The sequence below is a fragment of the Amycolatopsis albispora genome, assembly GCF_003312875.1.
Classification (GTDB): Bacteria; Actinomycetota; Actinomycetes; order Mycobacteriales; family Pseudonocardiaceae; genus Amycolatopsis; species Amycolatopsis albispora.
The window spans coordinates 8750698-8767148 of sequence record NZ_CP015163.1; the positions used below are offsets into that span (position 1 = coordinate 8750698).

The window sequence follows — 16451 nt, forward strand, 5'->3', positions numbered from 1 at the left end:
ACGGTGAACGAGATCCGTGCTCGGGGGAGGCGGGCGAAGGAGCTTGCGCGGGCGGGGCGCATCGAAGAACTGCGCGACCTGGTGGCGGCCGGTGACGAGCAGGCGGCGTGGCACCTCGCGCACTGTCTGATGCGCTCCGGTCAGCTCGACGAACTGCGGGAGCGGATGACCGCCGGCGACGGCTCCGCGCGCTGGGCCTACGTGAAGCACCTGACCCGCAAGCGGCGGATGGCCGAGGCCATCGAAGTGCTGCGACCACTCGCGGACGCCGGAAGTCTCCCGGCTCGGCAGCGCCTGGCCAGGCTGCTGGCCGGGCACGGGCGTTACGCGGAGGCGGTGGCACAACTGCGACAGGTCCCGGCGCGCTCGGTCGACCTCCGGCGGGTGGGCCGCTGGCTGTGGGGGTGCGGGCTGGCCGACCACGCCGGGGTGCGCCCGGACTACCTCGATCGGCTCCGCCAGGAGGGCGCGAAGCTGGAGTTGTCCTGGATCGTGCTGCTGTGGTGGCGGTCCCGGACCGCGGACGCGGTGGCGTTGCTGGCCGATGTCGGGCCGAGCGACTGGCTGCACGAACGTCTGGTGGAGGAGTCGCGAGGCTGGTGGCTCGCCGATCTCCGGGCGGTGGCCATCGATCTGCTCGCCACGTCGGCGTACCGGCGTACCCGGGCGATCTTGCTGTTGCAGCAGAAGCGACGCGACGAAGCCATCGCGGAACTGCGGGCGCTCGCCGCCGAGGGAGACCGGGGCGCAGAGAGCGAGCTGACCGCGGTTCTTACCGCGGAGCAGCCTTGGCGGGAGCTCAACGTGGCTCCGTTGCAGGTGCACGGGCTGGCTTTCAGCCAGGACGGCGGATGGCTCACGGTGTGGGGACACGGACCGGGTTCGCGGGCGGTGGCCGTCCGGTGGGACGTCGCCAGCGGCACGGTCGAGGAACTCCCGCTACCGTCCGGCGCCGAGCACTATCGGGGGACTGCGGTCGCCCCGGAGGCCGGCCTGCGCGCCACCTCCGACCCGGTCGACGGAACCGTGCGGTTGTGGCGTCTCGACGATGTTCGCGAATCGAGTTGACCTTTCCGTTGGTCGCCCATTCGTGGCTTTTCCGGGGTCGCCGAGAACGTTCGGGCTGATCGGCGCGATTGAGCCGGTGAGGTTGAGCGTCCGAGGGGGAAAAATGTCGGGAATGCCCGCGATGGCGTGGTTCGAAGGCGTGTCGGACAACTGCATCCGCTGGTCCGAAGCCCAGCCGGAGGACGGCGAAGCGGCGGTCGAAGTGCTCGGCGACCGCCGCACCGGGCGGGCGGTGGCGCTGGCGGGGGATACGACCAGCACCTATATGGCCTGGAAGGGGCTTGATCAGCGGATCTGGTGGTCACACCGGCATCGCGGCGGGCGCTGGTCGCCGCGGAAATCGACCGGCTTCCAGACGTTGGCCTTTCCGTCGCTCGGCAGGCTCGGCAACCGAACGTTTCTCGCCTTTCGTCAGGAGGAACCGGATTTCCGCCCGCCGAGCCATCAGCAGTACACGATCCGCTGGGCGGAATTGCGCGGGGAGAACTGGGACGCCGGGCCGGAAGATCTCGGCCTGCACTTTGTCGACGAAAACGTCTCACTCACCGAACACGGCGGCTGCCTGCACTTGTTCTGGCGGCGCACCTTCGATTCCCGCGTGTGCCGGGCCGTGTTCGACGGGAGCTGGACGGTCGTGGGCCCGGTCGCGGACTGGCGGACGAGCACACCGCCCGCGGTGGCCTCCGACGGCACCTGCCTGCACGTCGCCTGGCGCCGCGTCGAGGACGACCGCATCGGCTGGGCGACCATTTCGGGTGATCGCCCGCGAAGCGAAGTCGTGCTCGGCGACCGGCGGGCGTTCGGCGCGCCGGCGCTGGGCAGGTCGGGCGACGGCGAACTCGTGCTGGTCTGGCGTGACCCCGCGGGTGGCGGGCTGTGGTGGTCGCGCTGCCGTGACCTGCGGTGGGAGCCGCGGTGGCACGAGTTCGCCCACCACCGGACCGAGGTGTGGCACGGCGTCAGTCTCGCGTGAGCCCGTCGCCGACCTGGCCGAGCCTGCGGTCACCGAGTTCGGCATGCAGGCCGTCGAGCAGCAGCCGCAGCAGTTCCGCGAGTTCGGCCTGCTGGCTCTCGCTCAACCTGGCCACCAGTTCGGACTCGCGGTCAAGCACCCGGTCGACCAGCCGCTCGACCAGCGCGTGCCCGGCGGCGGTGAGTTCGACGTCGACCTTGCGGGACCCGTCCGCGCGGGTGGTGCGGGTGACCAGGCCGTCCCGCTCGGCGCGGGCGACGCGCTGCGAGATGGCACCGGCGGAAACCAGCGTCGCGTCCGCGAGTTCCCTGGTGGTCAGGCGGTACGGCTCGCCGCTGCGGCGCAGGACCGAGAGCAGGTCGAGGATCGCGGCGTCGGCGCCCGCGGCGGCCAGCGTGCGCGTGCGGTCCTCGCCAAGCAGCTTCGCCGCGTGCCAGATCCGGGTGACGATGCCGATGGAGGCCACGTTGGTGCCCGGCCGCTCGGTGGTCCAGGCCAAGGCGATCGCGTCCACGGGGTCGTTCGGGTCGAGTGCCACACCAGTCCTCGTTTAGGTCTAAATCTTCTGCTACGTTTAGGCCTGAACATGCTAACCCGACCGAGGGGAGAACCTCGTGAGCAGGACTGTTTTGGTGACCGGCGGCGGGACCGGGATCGGCAAGGCGATCGCGGCGGCGTTCGCCGGGCGCGGCGACGGCGTGGTCATCACCGGGCGGCGGCAGGAAGTGCTCGACAAGGCGGCCGCCGATCTCGGCGGTGCGGTGCGCACCGCCTGCTTCGACGCCGCCGATCCCGCGCAGGTGGAAGCGTTTGCGGCCACGCTGGGCGAGGTCGACGTGCTGGTCAACAACGCCGGCGGGAACACCGATTTCGATCGCGGCGAGCCCGGCGGCCTAGCCGCGGTCGCCGAGAACTGGCGGGCGAACCTCGAAGCGAACGTGCTGACCGCGGTGCTGATGACCACCGCCTGCCTCGGCAAGCTGCGGCCGGGCGGGTCGATCGTCACCATCGGCTCGATCGCCGCGGACAAGGGCGCTGGTTCCTACGGCGCCGCGAAGGCCGCGATCGCTTCGTGGAACATCGACCTGGCCAGGACGGTCGGACGGCGGGGCCTGACCGCGAACGTGGTGGCGCCCGGCTACATCGCCGACACCGAGTTCTTCCGGGACAAGCTGACCGACGAGCGCCGGTCTTCGCTGATCGACGCCGCGATGACCGGCCGGGCCGGTGCGCCCGAGGACATCGCCGAGACGGTGACTTTCCTCGCCTCGCCGGGTGCCCGGCAGCTCACCGGCCAGGTCATCCCGGTCAACGGCGGGGAGTGCACCACCCGCTGAGGTCAGGCCGAGCGCAACGCGGTTCCCAGTGCGCGCAGGCGTTCGCGGATCTCGGTGTCGGCTTCGACCCGTGAATCCGGGGCCAGCGCGCAGATCGCGGCGAGGTACTGGGTGAGCACTTCGGCGCTGTCGGTGCTGAGCAGGACCACGCAGCCCTCCGGGCCGTCATCGCGGATCCCGCCCGGAATCGGCGAAAAAAGCTTGGCACGCAACGAATCCGCGGACATCGGCACATGCATCGTCGCGCTGTGGCGGTACACCGCGCCCGACAGCGAGCGCGAGACGTAGTCGGCCGGGCTTTCCGCGGGCAACTCGCGCGGGGTGAACCGGTGCCGGGTGGACGTGGGCGCGTCGATGCGATCGACGCGGAAGACCCGCCAATCCTCCCGGTGCACGTCAAAACCGAGCAGGTACCAGCGGCGTTCCAGCGTGACCATGCTGTGTGGCTCGACGCGCCGCTCACTCGGCTCGCCTGCCCGGTTGCGGTAGCCGAAGGTGACCGTTTCCCGCTCGGTGCAACAGGATGCGAGCGTGGCGAGGACCAGCGGGTCGGCTCCGGCCGGCGCGTGTGGTGAGGCCGCTTCGGCGAGCGCGGCCAGCCGGGGCCGCAGGCGCGCGGGCAGCATCCGCCGCACCTTCGCCAGCGCTCGCACCGAGCTGCTGTCGAGGTCGGCGATGCTGCCACCACCGCGCGTCACCAGCCCGGCGGCGACCGCGATCGCCTCGTCGTCGTCGAGCTGCAGCAGCGGCATGCGCTGCCCGGCGCCGAGCCGGTAGCCGCCCGCGGTCCCGGTGGTCGCTTCGACCTCGTAACCGAGCTGCCGCAGGCGTTCGACGTCGCGGCGCACGGTCCGCGTGGTCACGCCGAGCTTCGCGGCGAGGTCGGCACCCGGCCACTCGGGGCGTCCTTGCAGTAATGACAGCAACCGCAGCAGCCGGGTCGACATGTCCTGGCGTGTCATTCCGCTCACCCGTCACGTTGAGGACTTCTGGTGTCCGCAACGGATCCTACGGTGGCGGGCATGATCGAGAACAACAACGGATTCCAGCTGCTCGCCGCACACCGGCCCGAGGTGACTTTCGCGGTGTCGAACAGCGAAGACGTCCGCGACGCCGTGCGGTCGGCCACCGGGCCGGTGGCCGTGCAGGCGACCGGGCACGGGCTCACCCGGCCGCTCGACGGCACCGGGGTGCTGATCGACACCAGCGGAATGCGGGCGGTCGAGGTGAACGCGGACGGGCGCACGGCATGGGTCGAAGCGGGCGCGCGCTGGTGGGACGTGATCGACGCGGCCGCCCCGCACGGGCTCGCGCCGCTTTCGGGCAGCTTGCCCGGGGTCGGTGCCGTCTCGTACACGCTCGGCGGCGGGGTCGGCGTGCTGGCGCGGCGCTACGGATTCGCCGCCGACCACGTCCGCCGCATCGACCTCGTCACCGCCGGCGGACGCCTTCGCCAGGTGACTCCGGACGGTGAGCCCGGCCTGTTCTGGGCGCTGCGTGGTGGTGGCGGCAACTTCGGCGTGGTCACCGGCATGGAGATCGGGCTGGTGCCGGTCACCAGGCTTTACGGCGGCACGCTCACCTTCGACCTCGCGCGGACGCCGGAACTGCTGGAAGCCTGGTACCGGTGGACGGCGGACGTGCCGGACGAGCTGACCTCGGCGGTGTCGGCGCTGGCTTTCCCCGACGAGCCGTGGGCGCCCGAGCCGGTGCGCGGTCGTCACGTCGGCAAGGTCCAGATCGCCTTCCTCGGGTCGCAAAAGGACGGTGACGACCTGCTGGAACCGTTGCGCGCACTGGGTCCGCTGGCCGACGAGGTGCGGGAGATCCCGTTCGCCCAGTCCGAAGTGGTCTTCGGAGAGCCCGACCAGCCGCACGCCTACCGGGGCGACAACCTGCTGCTGCGCGACCTGGATCCGGCCAAGCTTTCCGCGCTGGTCAAGGAAACCGGGTCCGGTGCCCCGGCGATGTGCGTGGTCGGCCTGCGACACCTCGGCGGTGCGTTGTCGCGGTCGCCGGAGATCCCGAACGCGGTCGGCCACCGCGACGCCGGTTACCTGCTGGGCGTGCTTTCACCGACCAGCACCGAGGAACTGCCCGCGGTGCGGGCGATGCACGATCAGCTGCTGGAACCCTGGTCGGCGCACGCGATGGGCCGTTCGCTCAATTTCCTGTTCGACATCGGGGAGGTCGATGACGCGAAGATCCGCTCGGCGTTCGCTCCGGCGGACTACCGGAGGCTGTGCGAGATCAAGGCGGAAGTCGATCCGAAGGGCTTGTTCCGGGCCGGCTTCCCGATTCCGCCGGGCTGACCAGTCCCCGGCGGTCTGCCGGAATTTTTCCTTGACCGGCGGGGTTGGGGGAGGCAGACCGGCAGCTGCCGGTCCCGGACAGGCGAGGAAGGTTTCCATGACGGGCAAGGATGTCTCCGGTGTTGCCGCGAAGGCCGCCGAACTGCTCCGGCTGCACCGCGAGCCGGAACTGCTGCGGGTGGTCAACGTCTGGGACGTGATCAGCGCGAAGGTGGTCGCCGGGGTCGAGGGCACGACCGCGCTCGCGACGGCCAGCCACTCGATCGCCGCCTCGCGCGGGTACGAGGACGGGGAGAACATCCCGGTCGGCGAAATGATCGACGAGGTGGCACGCATCGTCGCCGCCACCGAGCTGCCGGTGACCGCCGATCTCGAAGGCGGGTACGGCAACGCGGCCGAGACGGTCCGCCGCGCGATCGGTGTGGGTGCGGTCGGCGCCAACATCGAGGACCAGCTCAAGCCGCTCGCCGAGGCGGCCGCTCAGGTCGAGGCGATCATGAAGGCCGCCGACGCGGAAGGCGTGCCCGATTTTGTGCTGAACGCCCGGACCGACGCGTTCCTGAAAGCCGGTGACCGCGACCCGGCCGATGTGCTCGCGGACGCGGTCGAGCGCGGAAAGGCGTTCCTCGACGCGGGCGCGCCCGTGGTTTTTGTGCCGGGTGTGCTTTCGGAGGGGCAGATTTCCACCTTGAGCGAGGCTTTCGGTCCGCAGCGGCTGACCGTCATCGGCCTGCCGGGATTGCCGTCGCACGAACGCCTCGCCGAACTCGGCGTCGCGCGCATTTCCTACGGTCCGCTTTCCCAGCGGGTCGCGCTGACCGCGCTCGCCGAACTCACCGAATCCGTCCGGGAGGGTGGCGGCATTCCGGCCGGAACTCGTGCACTGAACTGAAAAATAGCGCATTTCCTGGCGGAATTTCCTCCGGATCGGCGGTCGCGCCGGACGGCCCGGCTCGGCGCGGTGAAGGTGCCGGGCCGAGCCGGCCCGGTCACGCGGACCGAGTGAAGGGGAATCCGATGACTGATCTGGTTCTCGCCCAAGCCGCCGTCGACATCAACCCGGGCCTGGCGGCCATCGGCTACGGACTGGCCGCCGTCGGCTCGCGCTGATCGGCATCGTGATGTACTTCCTGGCCTCACTCTGACGGCCGGGCCCGGGTGCGGTGCCCTCGCCGTGCCCGGGCTAGCCGGTGTTCGGTACGACCTTGCCGATGGCGGTGGCGGCCAGGTCGGTCACCGTCGGCTTGATGGGGGCGCCGTCGGTCTGGTTGCTGTAGTCGACGTGGTAGACGACGTTGCGGTAGCGCACCGTGACGTCCGCGGTGAAGTCGGTGTCCTCCTTGGCGACGAGCAGTGCTTCCTCGGCGCCCTTCACGTTCACCTCGACGCCGTTCTTCACGCGGCGCTGGAGGTGTTCCTTCGCGGCGTCCACTCCGGACTTGGTCTGGGTGGCGCGGTAGACGTAGCTGGTCACGATCACGAACGCCGGGCGGACCTTGTCCTTGGTGAAGGTGTCGGAGTTGTTCCAGTTGCACTGGCCCTGCTCGACCAGCTGGTTGGACCCGTTGACCGAGCCGACTTCGAACTCCATGCGGCCGGGGATGTGCGGCTTCACCTCGTGCTCGTCGAAAACCGCGCAGCCACCGGGTGCCTTCGGCAGGTCCTGCGACGCGTCCACGCGCGGTGCCGCGTCGCCGGAGTCGTCCATCGCCACGAACACCCAGACCCCGGCGCCGGCCAGCAGGAGCACCACCACGGCGGCCACGATCCCGATCAGCAACCCCGTCTTCCGCTTGGGCGGCCGTGGATGGTGCTGCTGGGGATACTGCTGGTATTGCCGCGGGTACTGGGGCGGGTACTGCCCTGGCCCGGTCATCCAACTCCCTCGGTCCCGGGGCGCGGTGCACCCCTCGCGCGCACCAGCTTCGGCGCACCGCTTTCACCGCGGTTTCAGCCCGGGGAAACCGTGGGTCAGTCGTCCAAAGAGGACGCTAGGCGGTCCAGGTCGGACAGGAACTGGGGGCGGCGGCTCGCCGGGACGGCGTCGGTCAGGCGCTGGTCGATGGCGTAGACGGCGGCGCGTGCCCGGTCGAGGCGTTCCTTGCCGAGTTCGGTGAGGGTGGCGGGCAGGGCGCGTCCGTGGTCGCTGGTCGGCGGCCGGGTGATCAGGCCGGCCGACTGCAGGCCCCGCAGCACCACGTTCATCGACTGCCGCGTGACGAAGGTGCCCCTGGCCAGCTCGGCGTTGGACAGGCCCGGCTGCTGGTCGAGCAGCTCGAGGCAGGCGTACTGCGGCACGGTCAGCTCGTGCTCCCGCAGCGCCTTGTCCATCGCCCCGCGCAGGGCGGCCGCGGCCCGCTTGAGCCGGTACCCGAGCCGCTCGGTCACGTCGTTTTGCATGTCAGGAGTTTGACATACCTCGGCGCACTGGTCTAGCGTCGGCCATGTCAAAGTCCTGACATCAAACGGAGGTTCCCATGGTCACCGGACCGGATTTTGTGGCTCTGCAAGTACGTGAGGTCGAGAAGGCGGCGCGCTTCTTTGAGGAACACCTCGGCCTGCGCCGGGCGCCCGCCGGCCCGCCAGGGGCGGTGGTTTTTGCCACCGAGCCGATCCCGTTCGCCGTCCGCGAGCCGCTGCCCGGCCTTGATCTCGACGCGATCGAGCGCCCCGGTGCCGGGGTCGCGCTGTGGTTCCGCGCCGACGACGCGCAGGCGCTGCACGACCACCTGGCCGGCGCGGGCGTCCCGGTGCTGCGGGCGCCGGAGCGCGGGCCGTTCGGGCTGGCGTTCACCTTCGCCGGCCCCGAGGGCTACGCCATCACCGCGCACGACGGCTGAGTCCACTGTGGAGCGCCGGGTTGGGTTTCATCAGGAATTCATCGATGTTCGTTAGTTTCCGTCACATGAGGAAGATTTCCGCATTTCTGGCCGGCCTGGTGGCTTCGACCGGCCTCGTGCTGGCCGGGGCGCCCGCGGCGCAGGCTCAATCGTGTGCAGGCACCTACACGATCGTGGTGGGTGGCACCGGTGACAACAATTCCGCCGCGCCCTACTGGCACGGCAACATCAGCCAGCGCGTCGGTTATCCGGCGCAGCCGATCGGCATCAACGCGCGGCAGGGGGTGAACGAGCTCAACCGGCTGGTCCGCGACCACCGCAACGCCTGCCCTGGGCAGCACGTCAAGGCGATCGGCTTCTCGCTCGGCGCGGCCGTGGTGCACACCTGGGTGACCGAGAACTGGGAAACCTTCGACAACGTCAACGCCGTGCTGATCGCCGATCCCAAGCGGGCGGGCGACCCGGGCGCGCCCGGCGCCGCCGCGCACCCGGCCGTGGCGCCGGTGGCCGGCTTCCCGCTCGCGGGCGCCGACGACTTCTTCGGGAACGTGCCGGTGCTGACCCTGTGCACCGACGACATCATCTGCGACGCCAACGCGGCGTCCGGGCTGCCGGGTTATCTGTGGGAAGGAAAGCACGGCAACTACAACTTCAACGTCGACACCTACGCGGACGACGCCAGCGGCCAATGGTTCAACGGCGTCTTCTACCCCTGATCCAGCACACGAATGTGGCTTTCGGAGCGGAAAACGCCCCGAAAGCCACATTCGTGTCCGCCGGTCAGGTCCGATCGAGCACCACGACCGGGATTTCGCGGCGGCTGCGCGCGGCGTAGGTGTGGTAGACCGGCGCGAGCCCGGTCATCAGGCGCCACAGGCGGTCCCGTTCCGCGCCCTCGGTGGTGCGGGCGCGGACGGTGAACCGCTCACCCAGGATCTGCACCTCGGCCTCCGGTTCGGCCACCAGGTTCAGGTACCACTGCGGATGCGTGTGCGTGATCGCCGAACCCGAGGCGACCAGCACGTAGCGGCCGTTCTCCTCACCGTAGAAGAGCCCGGTCCGGTAGCGGCGGCCGGATCGGCGTCCCCGGTGGGTGAGCACCAGGTTGGTCACCCCGCCCTCGCGGTAACCGCTCGCGCCGTCGGTCGCGAGGTAACGCCGCACGTGCTCGGCGACCGACGGATCGGGGCTGTCCGCCACCGGCGGCTGGGTTTCGGCTGACATCGCTGGTTCCCGTCTGCTCGTTGCTGCTGACGGGAACCAGCCTGCGCCGACCGGCTTTCGGTTTGCTTTCGGTCTACGGCACGAGCACGACCTTGCCGGTGGTGGCGCGGCTTTCCAGGGCCGCGTGCGCCGCCGCGGCTTCGGCGAGCGGGAAGGTGTGCACGGCGGGCACCAACTTGCCCTCGGCGGCGGCTGCCAGTGCCCGCACCTCGAACGCGGGTCCCTCGTCGAGCCGGTCGAGGATGTTCAGCAGTGCGTTCGTGGTGGTGATGCCGCGCGTGGCGGCCGGGCGGTACTCCTGCTGCGACGACGTGCCGATGGTGAGATACCGCCCGCCGTCGGCGATCAGGCTGTACGCGGCTTCGCCCTTCGAGCCGCCGACGCCGTCGAGCACAACGGTGACCACGCGGCCGTCGACGGCCTTCTCCCACCCGGGTTCGTTGTAGTCGAGCGCCAGGTCCGCGCCGAGCGCCCGCACGATCTCCACCTTGTCCGGACCACCCGCCGCGCCGATCACGGTGGCGCCGAGACCGCGCGCGTACTGCACGAGCAACTGCCCGATGCCACCCGCCGCCGACGTGATCAGCACGGTGTCGTCGCCGGTCAGCTGGGCGACGTCCAGGAACTGGAGCGCGGTGGTCCCGGTGACCACCATGGCGACCGCGGCTTCGTACCCGAGATCGTCCGGGATCCGGTGCAGCGCGGGCACTTCGGCGACCACCAGCTCCGCGTAACCGCCCGGCTGGCTCGCGGAAACGACCACCCGCGCGCCCAGCCACGAGGGGTCCACGTCCGGCCCGACCGACTCCACCTCACCCGCCACCTCACCGCCGAAAATGGCCGGGAGTTCGGGCGGGGGCGGCGCCAGTTCGGTCTGCTTGCCGGTGCGCATCACCGTTTCGATGAAGTGGACACCGGCCGCGCGGACCGCGATCCGCACCTGGCCCGGCCCCGGTTCGGGATCGGGCACCCGCTGGTAGGTGAGGTTCGTGGCGGGCCCGTAGGCGTGGAGGACGACTGCGTGCATGCCCCCAGTCGACAACCTCAACCAAGGTTCAAGTCAAGGCGGTGGCCGGATCTGGTTCACTGGGCCCATGGCCGTGCGTCGTGTGATGCCCATCGTCCACTCCGAAAAGGAGCGGGAAAACCGCGAGTTCTACGGGATCCTCGGGCTCGAGGAGGTGATGAACCACGGCTGGATCATGACGCTGGCGCCGCCGGGCAATCCCGGTGCGCAGCTCAGCTTCATCACCGCGGACCAGACCGCGCCGGTGAACCCGGACGTCAGCATCGAAGTGGACGATGTGGACGCCGCCTATGCCGGATTCCAGGCCAGTGGCGCGGAAATCGTCCACCCGCTGCGGGATGAGGAGTGGGGTGTGCGGCGGTTCTTCGTGCGCGACCCCAGCGGCCGCGTGGTGAACGTGCTCAGCCACCGCTGACCCGCGCCACGCCACCACGGCGAAGCGCGGGTCAACGGGGATCAGTCGGTGCCGAACTCCATCGCGGCGCGGTCGAGCACCGCGTCGGCGGAGGCCCGGCCGCGGGACGCGATCGCCTCGGCGCCGCCTTCCGGCATCGAGCCGATCAGCCCGGTCGACGCGGCCTGCGCGGCGCCGATCAGCTTCGGGTGCGTGCTGCCGACCAGGCCCAGCCCGGCGTACTGCTCGAGCTTCGCGCGCGAGTCGGCGATGTCGAGGTTGCGCATGGTCAGCTGGCCGATCCGGTCGCCGGGGCCGAACGCCGAGTCCTCGGTGCGCTCCATCGACAGCTTGTCCGGGTGGTAGCTGAACGCCGGGCCGGTGGTGTCGAGGATCGAGTAGTCGTCGCCGCGCCGCAGCCGCAGCGTCACCTCGCCGATCACCGCCGTGCCGACCCACCGCTGCAGCGACTCCCGCACCATCAGCGCCTGCGGGTCCAGCCAGCGGCCCTCGTACATCAGCCTGCCGAGCCGGCGGCCCTCGTTGTGGTACTGCGCCAGCGTGTCCTCGTTGTGGATGGCGTTGACCAGCCGCTCGTAGGCCGCGTGCAGCAGCGCCATGCCGGGTGCCTCGTAGATGCCGCGGCTCTTGGCCTCGATCACCCGGTTCTCGATCTGGTCCGACATGCCCATGCCGTGGCGCCCGCCGATCGCGTTCGCCTCCATCACCAGGTCGACCGGGCTGGCGAACTCCTTGCCGTTGATCGTCACCGGGCGGCCCTGGTCGAAGCCGATGGTGACGTCCTCGGCCGGGATCTCCACCTCGGGGTCCCAGAACCGCACGCCCATGATCGGGTTGACCGTTTCGATGCCGGTGTCGAGGTGCTCGAGGGTTTTCGCCTCGTGGGTGGCGCCCCAGATGTTGGCGTCGGTGGAGTAGGCCTTCTCGGTGCTGTCGCGGTAGGGCAGGCCGTGTGCCTGCAGCCACTCGGACATCTCCTTGCGGCCGCCCAGCTCGGTGACGAACGCCGAGTCGAGCCACGGCTTGTAGATGCGCAGGTTCGGGTTGGCCAGCAGGCCGTAGCGGTAGAACCGCTCGATGTCGTTGCCCTTGAAGGTGGAGCCGTCGCCCCAGATCTGGACGTCGTCCTCGAGCATGGCGCGGACCAGCAGCGTGCCGGTGACCGCGCGGCCCAGCGGGGTGGTGTTGAAGTAGACGCGGCCCGCCGAGCGGATGTGGAACGCGCCGCAGGTGAGCGCGGCCAGGCCCTCCTCGACCAGCGCCGCGCGGCAGTCGACCAGACGCGCGATCTCGGCGCCGTAGGCCGTGGCGCGGCCGGGCACCGAGGCGATGTCGGGCTCGTCGTACTGGCCGATGTCGGCGGTGTAGGTGCACGGCAGCGCACCCTTGTCGCGCATCCAGGCGACCGCGACGGAGGTGTCGAGGCCGCCCGAGAACGCGATGCCGACCCGTTCGCCGGTGGGCAGGGAGGTGAGAACCTTGGACATGGCAAGAGTATGCATCCAGGAGCATAATCATGCAAATCCGGGGTCGGGGTGGCGCCGGGGTCGGACACAAATGTGGCTTTCGGGGCGTTTTCCGCTCCGAAAGCCACATTCGTGTCCATCGGCAGCGGGCCCGGCGGCTCGGGCGGGCGGCGCGGGTGTCACGAAAGCCACATTCGAGACGGCGAACGTCCCGAAAGCCACATTCGTGACGTGGGTCAGCGGCGCCAGCCGGCGTAGGTGAGGGTCAGGCCCATCACCGCGAGGCAGCCGAAGAACACGCGCGCCACCAGCAAGCCGGTCGGCGACAGCATGGTCGCGTCCACCGCCGACGAGAGCGTGTCCGGCACGGCGATCAGCAGGAAGCCCCGGATCGCGACGAACCAGCCGAACAGCGAGATGGTGACCGCGAGCGGGCCCCGCCAGTTGCGGTGGAGGCCGATGATCACCAGGCCCGCGCCCAGCATCAGCGCGCCGAGCATCAGCACCGGCACCGGGTCGGCGAACAGCTCGGTGGTCAGTCCCTGCAACGAAGGCAGCCGGATCGCGTAGATCGTGGTGAACACCGCGACGTACGGGCCGATGACGCGGGCGAACGCGCGGGTGCGGCGCTGGGCGTCGAGAGCGGTGGTGGCCGTGCTGGTCATGGTGGTCTCCTAACTCGGCCGGTAACCGGCCTGGTGGCAGATGGAACGCAGGTAGCGCTCGGTTTCGGCGGCCGTCGTGGTGTCCGGCCGGGTGGCCAGGTGCTGCCAGGTGGCGCCGGTCAGCAGGTCCAGCAGCACGGCCGGATCGGTGTCGGCGGGCAGCTCACCGCGGTCGCGTGCCTGCTCCAGCACGGCCCGCCGGGCGTCGTCGCGGTGGTGCCCGAGCTGGTTCTGGTAGACGGCCGCGAGTTCGGGGTAGTCCTCGATCGCGCCGTACAGCCGCCGCAGGAGGCGGCGCTGCGACGGGTCCGCGAGCACGCTGGCCCACGCGGTGAGCAGGTGCTCGAGGTCGCGGATTTCCGGTTTCCGCGGCGGATTCCCGTACGCCGCCTCGACGGTGGCCAGCAGCAACCGCGCTTTGTCGGGGAACCGCCGGTACACCGTCGCCCTGGTGACGCCGGCGCGCCGGGCGACCTGCTCGATGCTGAACGCCTCCGCGCCACGTTCGAGGAACAGTTCCAGTCCGGCGGCCAGGATCGCCGCGTCGGCTTCCCGGCTCCGGGGACGGCCAGCCGTGCTCATGGCAATTACAATACAGTGCTGCTCTGTATTGTAAAGGCGGTAAATCCGTTGCCTCCGCCCGCATGTGGCCGAGATCATCGCGGGCATGCCAGAAGACGGCCGTGCCGGAATCGACGCCGCGCTGGTGCGGCGCCTGATCGCCGCCCAGTTCCCCCAGTGGCGTCACCTGCCGGTGACCCCGGTCGAGGTCGACGGCTGGGACAACCGGACCTACCGCCTCGGCGACGAGTTGACCGTCCGCCTGCCGACCGCCGCCGGGTACGTGCCCGCGGTGGACAAGGAGAACGAGTGGCTGCCACGCCTGGCGCCCGGCCTGCCGTTGGCCGTGCCGTCGATCCTGGGCCGCGGTGAGCCGGGGGAGGGCTATCCGTTCCCGTGGTCGGTTCGCGGCTGGCTGCCCGGTGAGACCGCGGTGCCCGAGCGCATCGGCGACCTGTCCTCGTTCGCGCTCGCGGTGGCCGAATTCATCCTGGCGCTGCAGCGCTGCGACACCACCGGCGGGCCGCTGGCCGGGGCGCACTCCTTCTACCGGGGCGCCTCACCCGGCCACTACGACGAGGACACCCGCCGCTATCTGTCCATACTGGACGGTCACATCGACACCGCGAAGGCTGCCAGGGTCTGGGAAGCCGCGCTGGAAGCCCGGCACACCGGTCCGCCGGTGTGGTTCCACGGCGATCTCGCCTACGGGAACCTGCTGATGGAGAACGGAAAGCTCACCGCCGTCATAGACTTCGGCACTTCGGGCGTCGGCGATCCGGCCTGCGACCTCGTGCTCGCGTGGACGATGCTCGACGACCACAGCCGCGAGGTGTTCCGCGAAGCCGTCGCGCAGGACGAAGGCACCTGGGCACGGGCCCGCGGCTGGGCGCTGTGGAAGGCGATGCTGACGCTGGCCAAGGACCTCGGTCGGGCCGACCAGCGCGAGGTGATCGAGCGGGTGCTCGCCTGGGAGCCTAGGACTGCATCGGGCTCATGAACTGCCAGGTCTCGGCCCACGAGCGCAGCGGGCCGCGGCAGATGAACACGGCCTGGCCCTGCGTGCCGTTGTTGATCTGCTCGCCGTTGTCCACCAGCGTCACCGCCTTGACCTCGGAGAACAGGCCTTCGGCGTGTTCGGGGGAGAAGCCGACGACGATCGCGGTGGTGGCCGATTCGGGCGGGCTGCCGAAGTACCAGTACCCGCGGTGCGGGCTGTGCACCTCGGGCAGGCCGCGTTCCGGGCCGTACTCGTCGAGCGCGCTGGCCTGCCAGTAGTGCCCGGCGAGCACGGTGGTGGTGGCGCGCTCGGCCTCCGGCACCGCGAGATAGGCGCGTTCCACCGCGTCCACCATGTGCGGCCAGCCGAACTCCTCCAGCTGCATGTTGGCCGGGCTGAACGGCTGGTTCGCGAAGTGCGACAGCGGCCAGATCGGCGGCCCGCTCGGCAGGCCCCACAGCATCAGCGCGCCGCACACCGCGTAGATCGGCCCGGCGATCCAGCGCACCTGCGCGCGCTTCGGACGGCGTTGCTCGATGACCACCGCCGCGGCGGCCCAGCACACCACGAACAGGCCCGCCATGTAGAACGGCCGCCCGTCGTTGTACCAGAACACCGCGATGATGCCCGCCGCGGCGAGGCCGTAGAAGCGGAACGGCCGCAGTGTCGGCGCGAACAGCAGGGAGAGCACCCCGATGCACAGCAGCACCGCGCCCAGCGGCCCGGCGACGTAGGCGAAGGCGACCGGCAGGAAGGTCAGCTTGCCACCGCCCTCCGCCTCGATCTCCTTGGCCACCACCTCGGTCATCGCCGCCTGCGGCCAGTCGTGGGCGCGCTGCCAGAGCAGGAACGGCACCGCCACCGCCGCGGCGACGACCGCGCCGAGCCACAGCTGCTTCTTCAGCAGCATCCTGCGCGGCCCGAGCAGCAGCACCGCGATCGCGACGCCGATCCAGAACACCGCCAGCATGACCTTGGCCTGCAGGCCGACCGCGGTGACCAGCGCGGCGTAGAGCAGCAGCCGGTCGTCGCGCTTGCGGACCCAGCGCAGCACCAGCCAGCCGGTCAGCGTCCAGAAGAACGAGTCGAAGGACTGGGTGGACAGCGTGTGCCCGGCGCCGTACATGAAGAACGGCGAGACGGCGAAAACCCCGGCGGTGAGCAGCTGCGCCAGCCTGCCGCCGCCGAGTTCCCTGGCGATCAGCGCGCACAGGTACACCCCGGCGACCACCAGCGCGATGATCGGCAGCCGGGTGCCGACCACCGACGAGCCGAACAGTAGGTCCATCGCGCGGGCGACCAGCGGGACCAGCGGCGGCTGGTCGGCCAGTCCGCTGTCCAGGTGCCGCCCGGCGGCCCGGAAGTACAGCTCGTCACCGAAGAACCCGTAGCGCCAGCTGGTGCCGAGCAGCAGGGCCGCGACCGCGCCGGCGATCACCGAAACCGGCCGCCAGGCCAGCTCCGGTACCTTGGCGAGCGCCGGTTCCGACGGCCGTTCCGCTACCGCGCTGGTCTGCAAAAGATTCTCCGAAACTGCTCCGATGTCGACAACCAAGGCTGCCA

Annotated in this window: 19 protein-coding genes and 1 pseudogene; 10 read left to right on the forward strand and 10 right to left on the reverse strand. The window is 70.4% G+C overall.

What is annotated here, in order from left to right:
- The first annotated feature begins 3 nt into the window (after window positions 1–3).
- Both A4R43_RS40650 and A4R43_RS40655 read left to right on the forward strand, forming a co-directional pair.
- Window positions 4–1068 (forward strand): hypothetical protein, encoded by a 1065-nt coding sequence (locus A4R43_RS40650; RefSeq protein WP_113696946.1) that lies wholly within the window; start codon window positions 4–6, stop codon window positions 1066–1068.
- A gap of 103 nt (window positions 1069–1171) precedes the next feature.
- Complete coding sequence (locus tag A4R43_RS40655; protein WP_162788773.1) at window positions 1172–2041, forward strand: hypothetical protein; 870 nt, start codon at window positions 1172–1174, stop codon at window positions 2039–2041.
- Here the strand turns inward: A4R43_RS40655 and A4R43_RS40660 are convergent.
- The gene (locus tag A4R43_RS40660; RefSeq protein ID WP_113696948.1) at window positions 2028–2579 is read right to left on the reverse strand and encodes a MarR family winged helix-turn-helix transcriptional regulator; all 552 of its coding nucleotides are present in this window, start codon (window positions 2577–2579) and stop codon (window positions 2028–2030) included. The genes A4R43_RS40655 and A4R43_RS40660 overlap by 14 nt on opposite strands.
- A 76-nt stretch (window positions 2580–2655) precedes the next feature.
- Between A4R43_RS40660 and A4R43_RS40665 the strand changes: the two genes are divergently transcribed.
- Window positions 2656–3378, forward strand: a complete 723-nt coding sequence (locus tag A4R43_RS40665; RefSeq protein ID WP_113696949.1) for an SDR family NAD(P)-dependent oxidoreductase — start codon at window positions 2656–2658, stop codon at window positions 3376–3378.
- Window positions 3379–3380: 2 nt separating this feature from the next.
- Here the strand turns inward: A4R43_RS40665 and A4R43_RS40670 are convergent, their stop codons facing one another.
- Window positions 3381–4340 carry a helix-turn-helix transcriptional regulator gene (locus A4R43_RS40670; RefSeq protein ID WP_113696950.1) on the reverse strand — a complete coding sequence of 320 codons (960 nt, stop codon included), beginning with the start codon at window positions 4338–4340 and terminating at the stop codon, window positions 3381–3383.
- A gap of 60 nt (window positions 4341–4400) precedes the next feature.
- Between A4R43_RS40670 and A4R43_RS40675 the strand changes: the two genes are divergently transcribed.
- The 3 genes and pseudogenes from A4R43_RS40675 to A4R43_RS40685 form a co-directional block, all read left to right on the forward strand.
- Window positions 4401–5690 (forward strand): FAD-binding oxidoreductase, encoded by a 1290-nt coding sequence (locus A4R43_RS40675; RefSeq protein ID WP_113696951.1) that lies wholly within the window; start codon window positions 4401–4403, stop codon window positions 5688–5690.
- Window positions 5691–5787: 97 nt separating this feature from the next.
- On the forward strand, window positions 5788–6582 hold the full coding sequence (locus tag A4R43_RS40680) for an isocitrate lyase/PEP mutase family protein (RefSeq protein WP_113696952.1): 795 nt from the start codon (window positions 5788–5790) through the stop codon (window positions 6580–6582).
- A gap of 125 nt (window positions 6583–6707) precedes the next feature.
- Window positions 6708–6791, forward strand: a pseudogene (locus tag A4R43_RS40685) (ATP F0F1 synthase subunit C); the annotation flags it as partial.
- Window positions 6792–6873: 82 nt separating this feature from the next.
- Here A4R43_RS40685 and A4R43_RS40690 read toward each other — a convergent pair.
- The gene (locus A4R43_RS40690; RefSeq protein WP_162788774.1) at window positions 6874–7566 is read right to left on the reverse strand and encodes a hypothetical protein; all 693 of its coding nucleotides are present in this window, start codon (window positions 7564–7566) and stop codon (window positions 6874–6876) included.
- Window positions 7567–7661: 95 nt separating this feature from the next.
- Window positions 7662–8090 (reverse strand): MarR family winged helix-turn-helix transcriptional regulator, encoded by a 429-nt coding sequence (locus tag A4R43_RS40695; protein WP_113696954.1) that lies wholly within the window; start codon window positions 8088–8090, stop codon window positions 7662–7664.
- Between the two features lie 77 nt (window positions 8091–8167).
- Here A4R43_RS40695 and A4R43_RS40700 point away from each other — a divergent pair, with 77 nt between their 5' ends.
- Both A4R43_RS40700 and A4R43_RS40705 read left to right on the forward strand, forming a co-directional pair.
- On the forward strand, window positions 8168–8530 hold the full coding sequence (locus tag A4R43_RS40700) for a VOC family protein (protein ID WP_113696955.1): 363 nt from the start codon (window positions 8168–8170) through the stop codon (window positions 8528–8530).
- A gap of 65 nt (window positions 8531–8595) precedes the next feature.
- Window positions 8596–9246 carry a cutinase family protein gene (locus tag A4R43_RS40705; protein ID WP_113696956.1) on the forward strand — a complete coding sequence of 217 codons (651 nt, stop codon included), beginning with the start codon at window positions 8596–8598 and terminating at the stop codon, window positions 9244–9246.
- A 64-nt stretch (window positions 9247–9310) separates the two neighbouring features.
- Here the strand turns inward: A4R43_RS40705 and A4R43_RS40710 are convergent, their stop codons facing one another.
- Together A4R43_RS40710 and A4R43_RS40715 are read right to left on the reverse strand one after the other, a co-directional pair.
- A complete protein-coding gene (locus A4R43_RS40710; RefSeq protein ID WP_113696957.1) occupies window positions 9311–9754 on the reverse strand; it encodes a nitroreductase/quinone reductase family protein in 444 nt (147 codons plus the stop codon).
- 73 nt (window positions 9755–9827) lie between these two features.
- On the reverse strand, window positions 9828–10781 hold the full coding sequence (locus A4R43_RS40715) for a zinc-binding dehydrogenase (RefSeq protein WP_113696958.1): 954 nt from the start codon (window positions 10779–10781) through the stop codon (window positions 9828–9830).
- A gap of 67 nt (window positions 10782–10848) precedes the next feature.
- On the opposite strand from A4R43_RS40715, the gene A4R43_RS40720 reads away from it, so the two are divergent.
- A complete protein-coding gene (locus tag A4R43_RS40720; protein WP_113696959.1) occupies window positions 10849–11196 on the forward strand; it encodes a VOC family protein in 348 nt (115 codons plus the stop codon).
- 41 nt (window positions 11197–11237) lie between these two features.
- Here the strand turns inward: A4R43_RS40720 and argG are convergent, their stop codons facing one another.
- From argG to A4R43_RS40735, 3 genes are all read right to left on the reverse strand, one after another.
- Window positions 11238–12683, reverse strand: a complete 1446-nt coding sequence (gene argG / locus A4R43_RS40725; RefSeq protein WP_113696960.1) for an argininosuccinate synthase — start codon at window positions 12681–12683, stop codon at window positions 11238–11240.
- A gap of 215 nt (window positions 12684–12898) precedes the next feature.
- Complete coding sequence (locus tag A4R43_RS40730) at window positions 12899–13327, reverse strand: hypothetical protein (RefSeq protein ID WP_113696961.1); 429 nt, start codon at window positions 13325–13327, stop codon at window positions 12899–12901.
- 9 nt (window positions 13328–13336) lie between these two features.
- Complete coding sequence (locus tag A4R43_RS40735) at window positions 13337–13909, reverse strand: TetR/AcrR family transcriptional regulator (protein WP_162788775.1); 573 nt, start codon at window positions 13907–13909, stop codon at window positions 13337–13339.
- Window positions 13910–13994: 85 nt separating this feature from the next.
- Between A4R43_RS40735 and A4R43_RS40740 the strand changes: the two genes are divergently transcribed.
- A complete protein-coding gene (locus tag A4R43_RS40740) occupies window positions 13995–14888 on the forward strand; it encodes an aminoglycoside phosphotransferase family protein (RefSeq protein WP_113698215.1) in 894 nt (297 codons plus the stop codon).
- On the opposite strand, the gene A4R43_RS40745 is transcribed toward A4R43_RS40740, so the two are convergent.
- Complete coding sequence (locus A4R43_RS40745) at window positions 14866–16407, reverse strand: ArnT family glycosyltransferase (RefSeq protein ID WP_113696963.1); 1542 nt, start codon at window positions 16405–16407, stop codon at window positions 14866–14868. The two genes, A4R43_RS40740 and A4R43_RS40745, sit on opposite strands and share 23 nt — an antisense overlap.
- Window positions 16408–16451 lie beyond the last annotated feature (44 nt).

Coding starts and splice junctions, on each gene's coding strand:
- A4R43_RS40655 (WP_162788773.1), top strand. CDS start 1,172: ATGTCGGGAATGCCCGCGATGGCGTGGTTCGAAGGCGTGTCGGACAAC.
- A4R43_RS40670 (WP_113696950.1), bottom strand. CDS start 4,340: ATGACACGCCAGGACATGTCGACCCGGCTGCTGCGGTTGCTGTCATTA.
- A4R43_RS40675 (WP_113696951.1), top strand. CDS start 4,401: ATGATCGAGAACAACAACGGATTCCAGCTGCTCGCCGCACACCGGCCC.
- A4R43_RS40680 (WP_113696952.1), top strand. CDS start 5,788: ATGACGGGCAAGGATGTCTCCGGTGTTGCCGCGAAGGCCGCCGAACTG.
- A4R43_RS40690 (WP_162788774.1), bottom strand. CDS start 7,566: ATGACCGGGCCAGGGCAGTACCCGCCCCAGTACCCGCGGCAATACCAG.
- A4R43_RS40695 (WP_113696954.1), bottom strand. CDS start 8,090: ATGCAAAACGACGTGACCGAGCGGCTCGGGTACCGGCTCAAGCGGGCC.
- A4R43_RS40700 (WP_113696955.1), top strand. CDS start 8,168: ATGGTCACCGGACCGGATTTTGTGGCTCTGCAAGTACGTGAGGTCGAG.
- A4R43_RS40705 (WP_113696956.1), top strand. CDS start 8,596: ATGAGGAAGATTTCCGCATTTCTGGCCGGCCTGGTGGCTTCGACCGGC.
- A4R43_RS40710 (WP_113696957.1), bottom strand. CDS start 9,754: ATGTCAGCCGAAACCCAGCCGCCGGTGGCGGACAGCCCCGATCCGTCG.
- A4R43_RS40715 (WP_113696958.1), bottom strand. CDS start 10,781: ATGCACGCAGTCGTCCTCCACGCCTACGGGCCCGCCACGAACCTCACC.
- A4R43_RS40720 (WP_113696959.1), top strand. CDS start 10,849: ATGGCCGTGCGTCGTGTGATGCCCATCGTCCACTCCGAAAAGGAGCGG.
- argG (WP_113696960.1), bottom strand. CDS start 12,683: ATGTCCAAGGTTCTCACCTCCCTGCCCACCGGCGAACGGGTCGGCATC.
- A4R43_RS40730 (WP_113696961.1), bottom strand. CDS start 13,327: ATGACCAGCACGGCCACCACCGCTCTCGACGCCCAGCGCCGCACCCGC.
- A4R43_RS40735 (WP_162788775.1), bottom strand. CDS start 13,909: ATGAGCACGGCTGGCCGTCCCCGGAGCCGGGAAGCCGACGCGGCGATC.
- A4R43_RS40740 (WP_113698215.1), top strand. CDS start 13,995: ATGCCAGAAGACGGCCGTGCCGGAATCGACGCCGCGCTGGTGCGGCGC.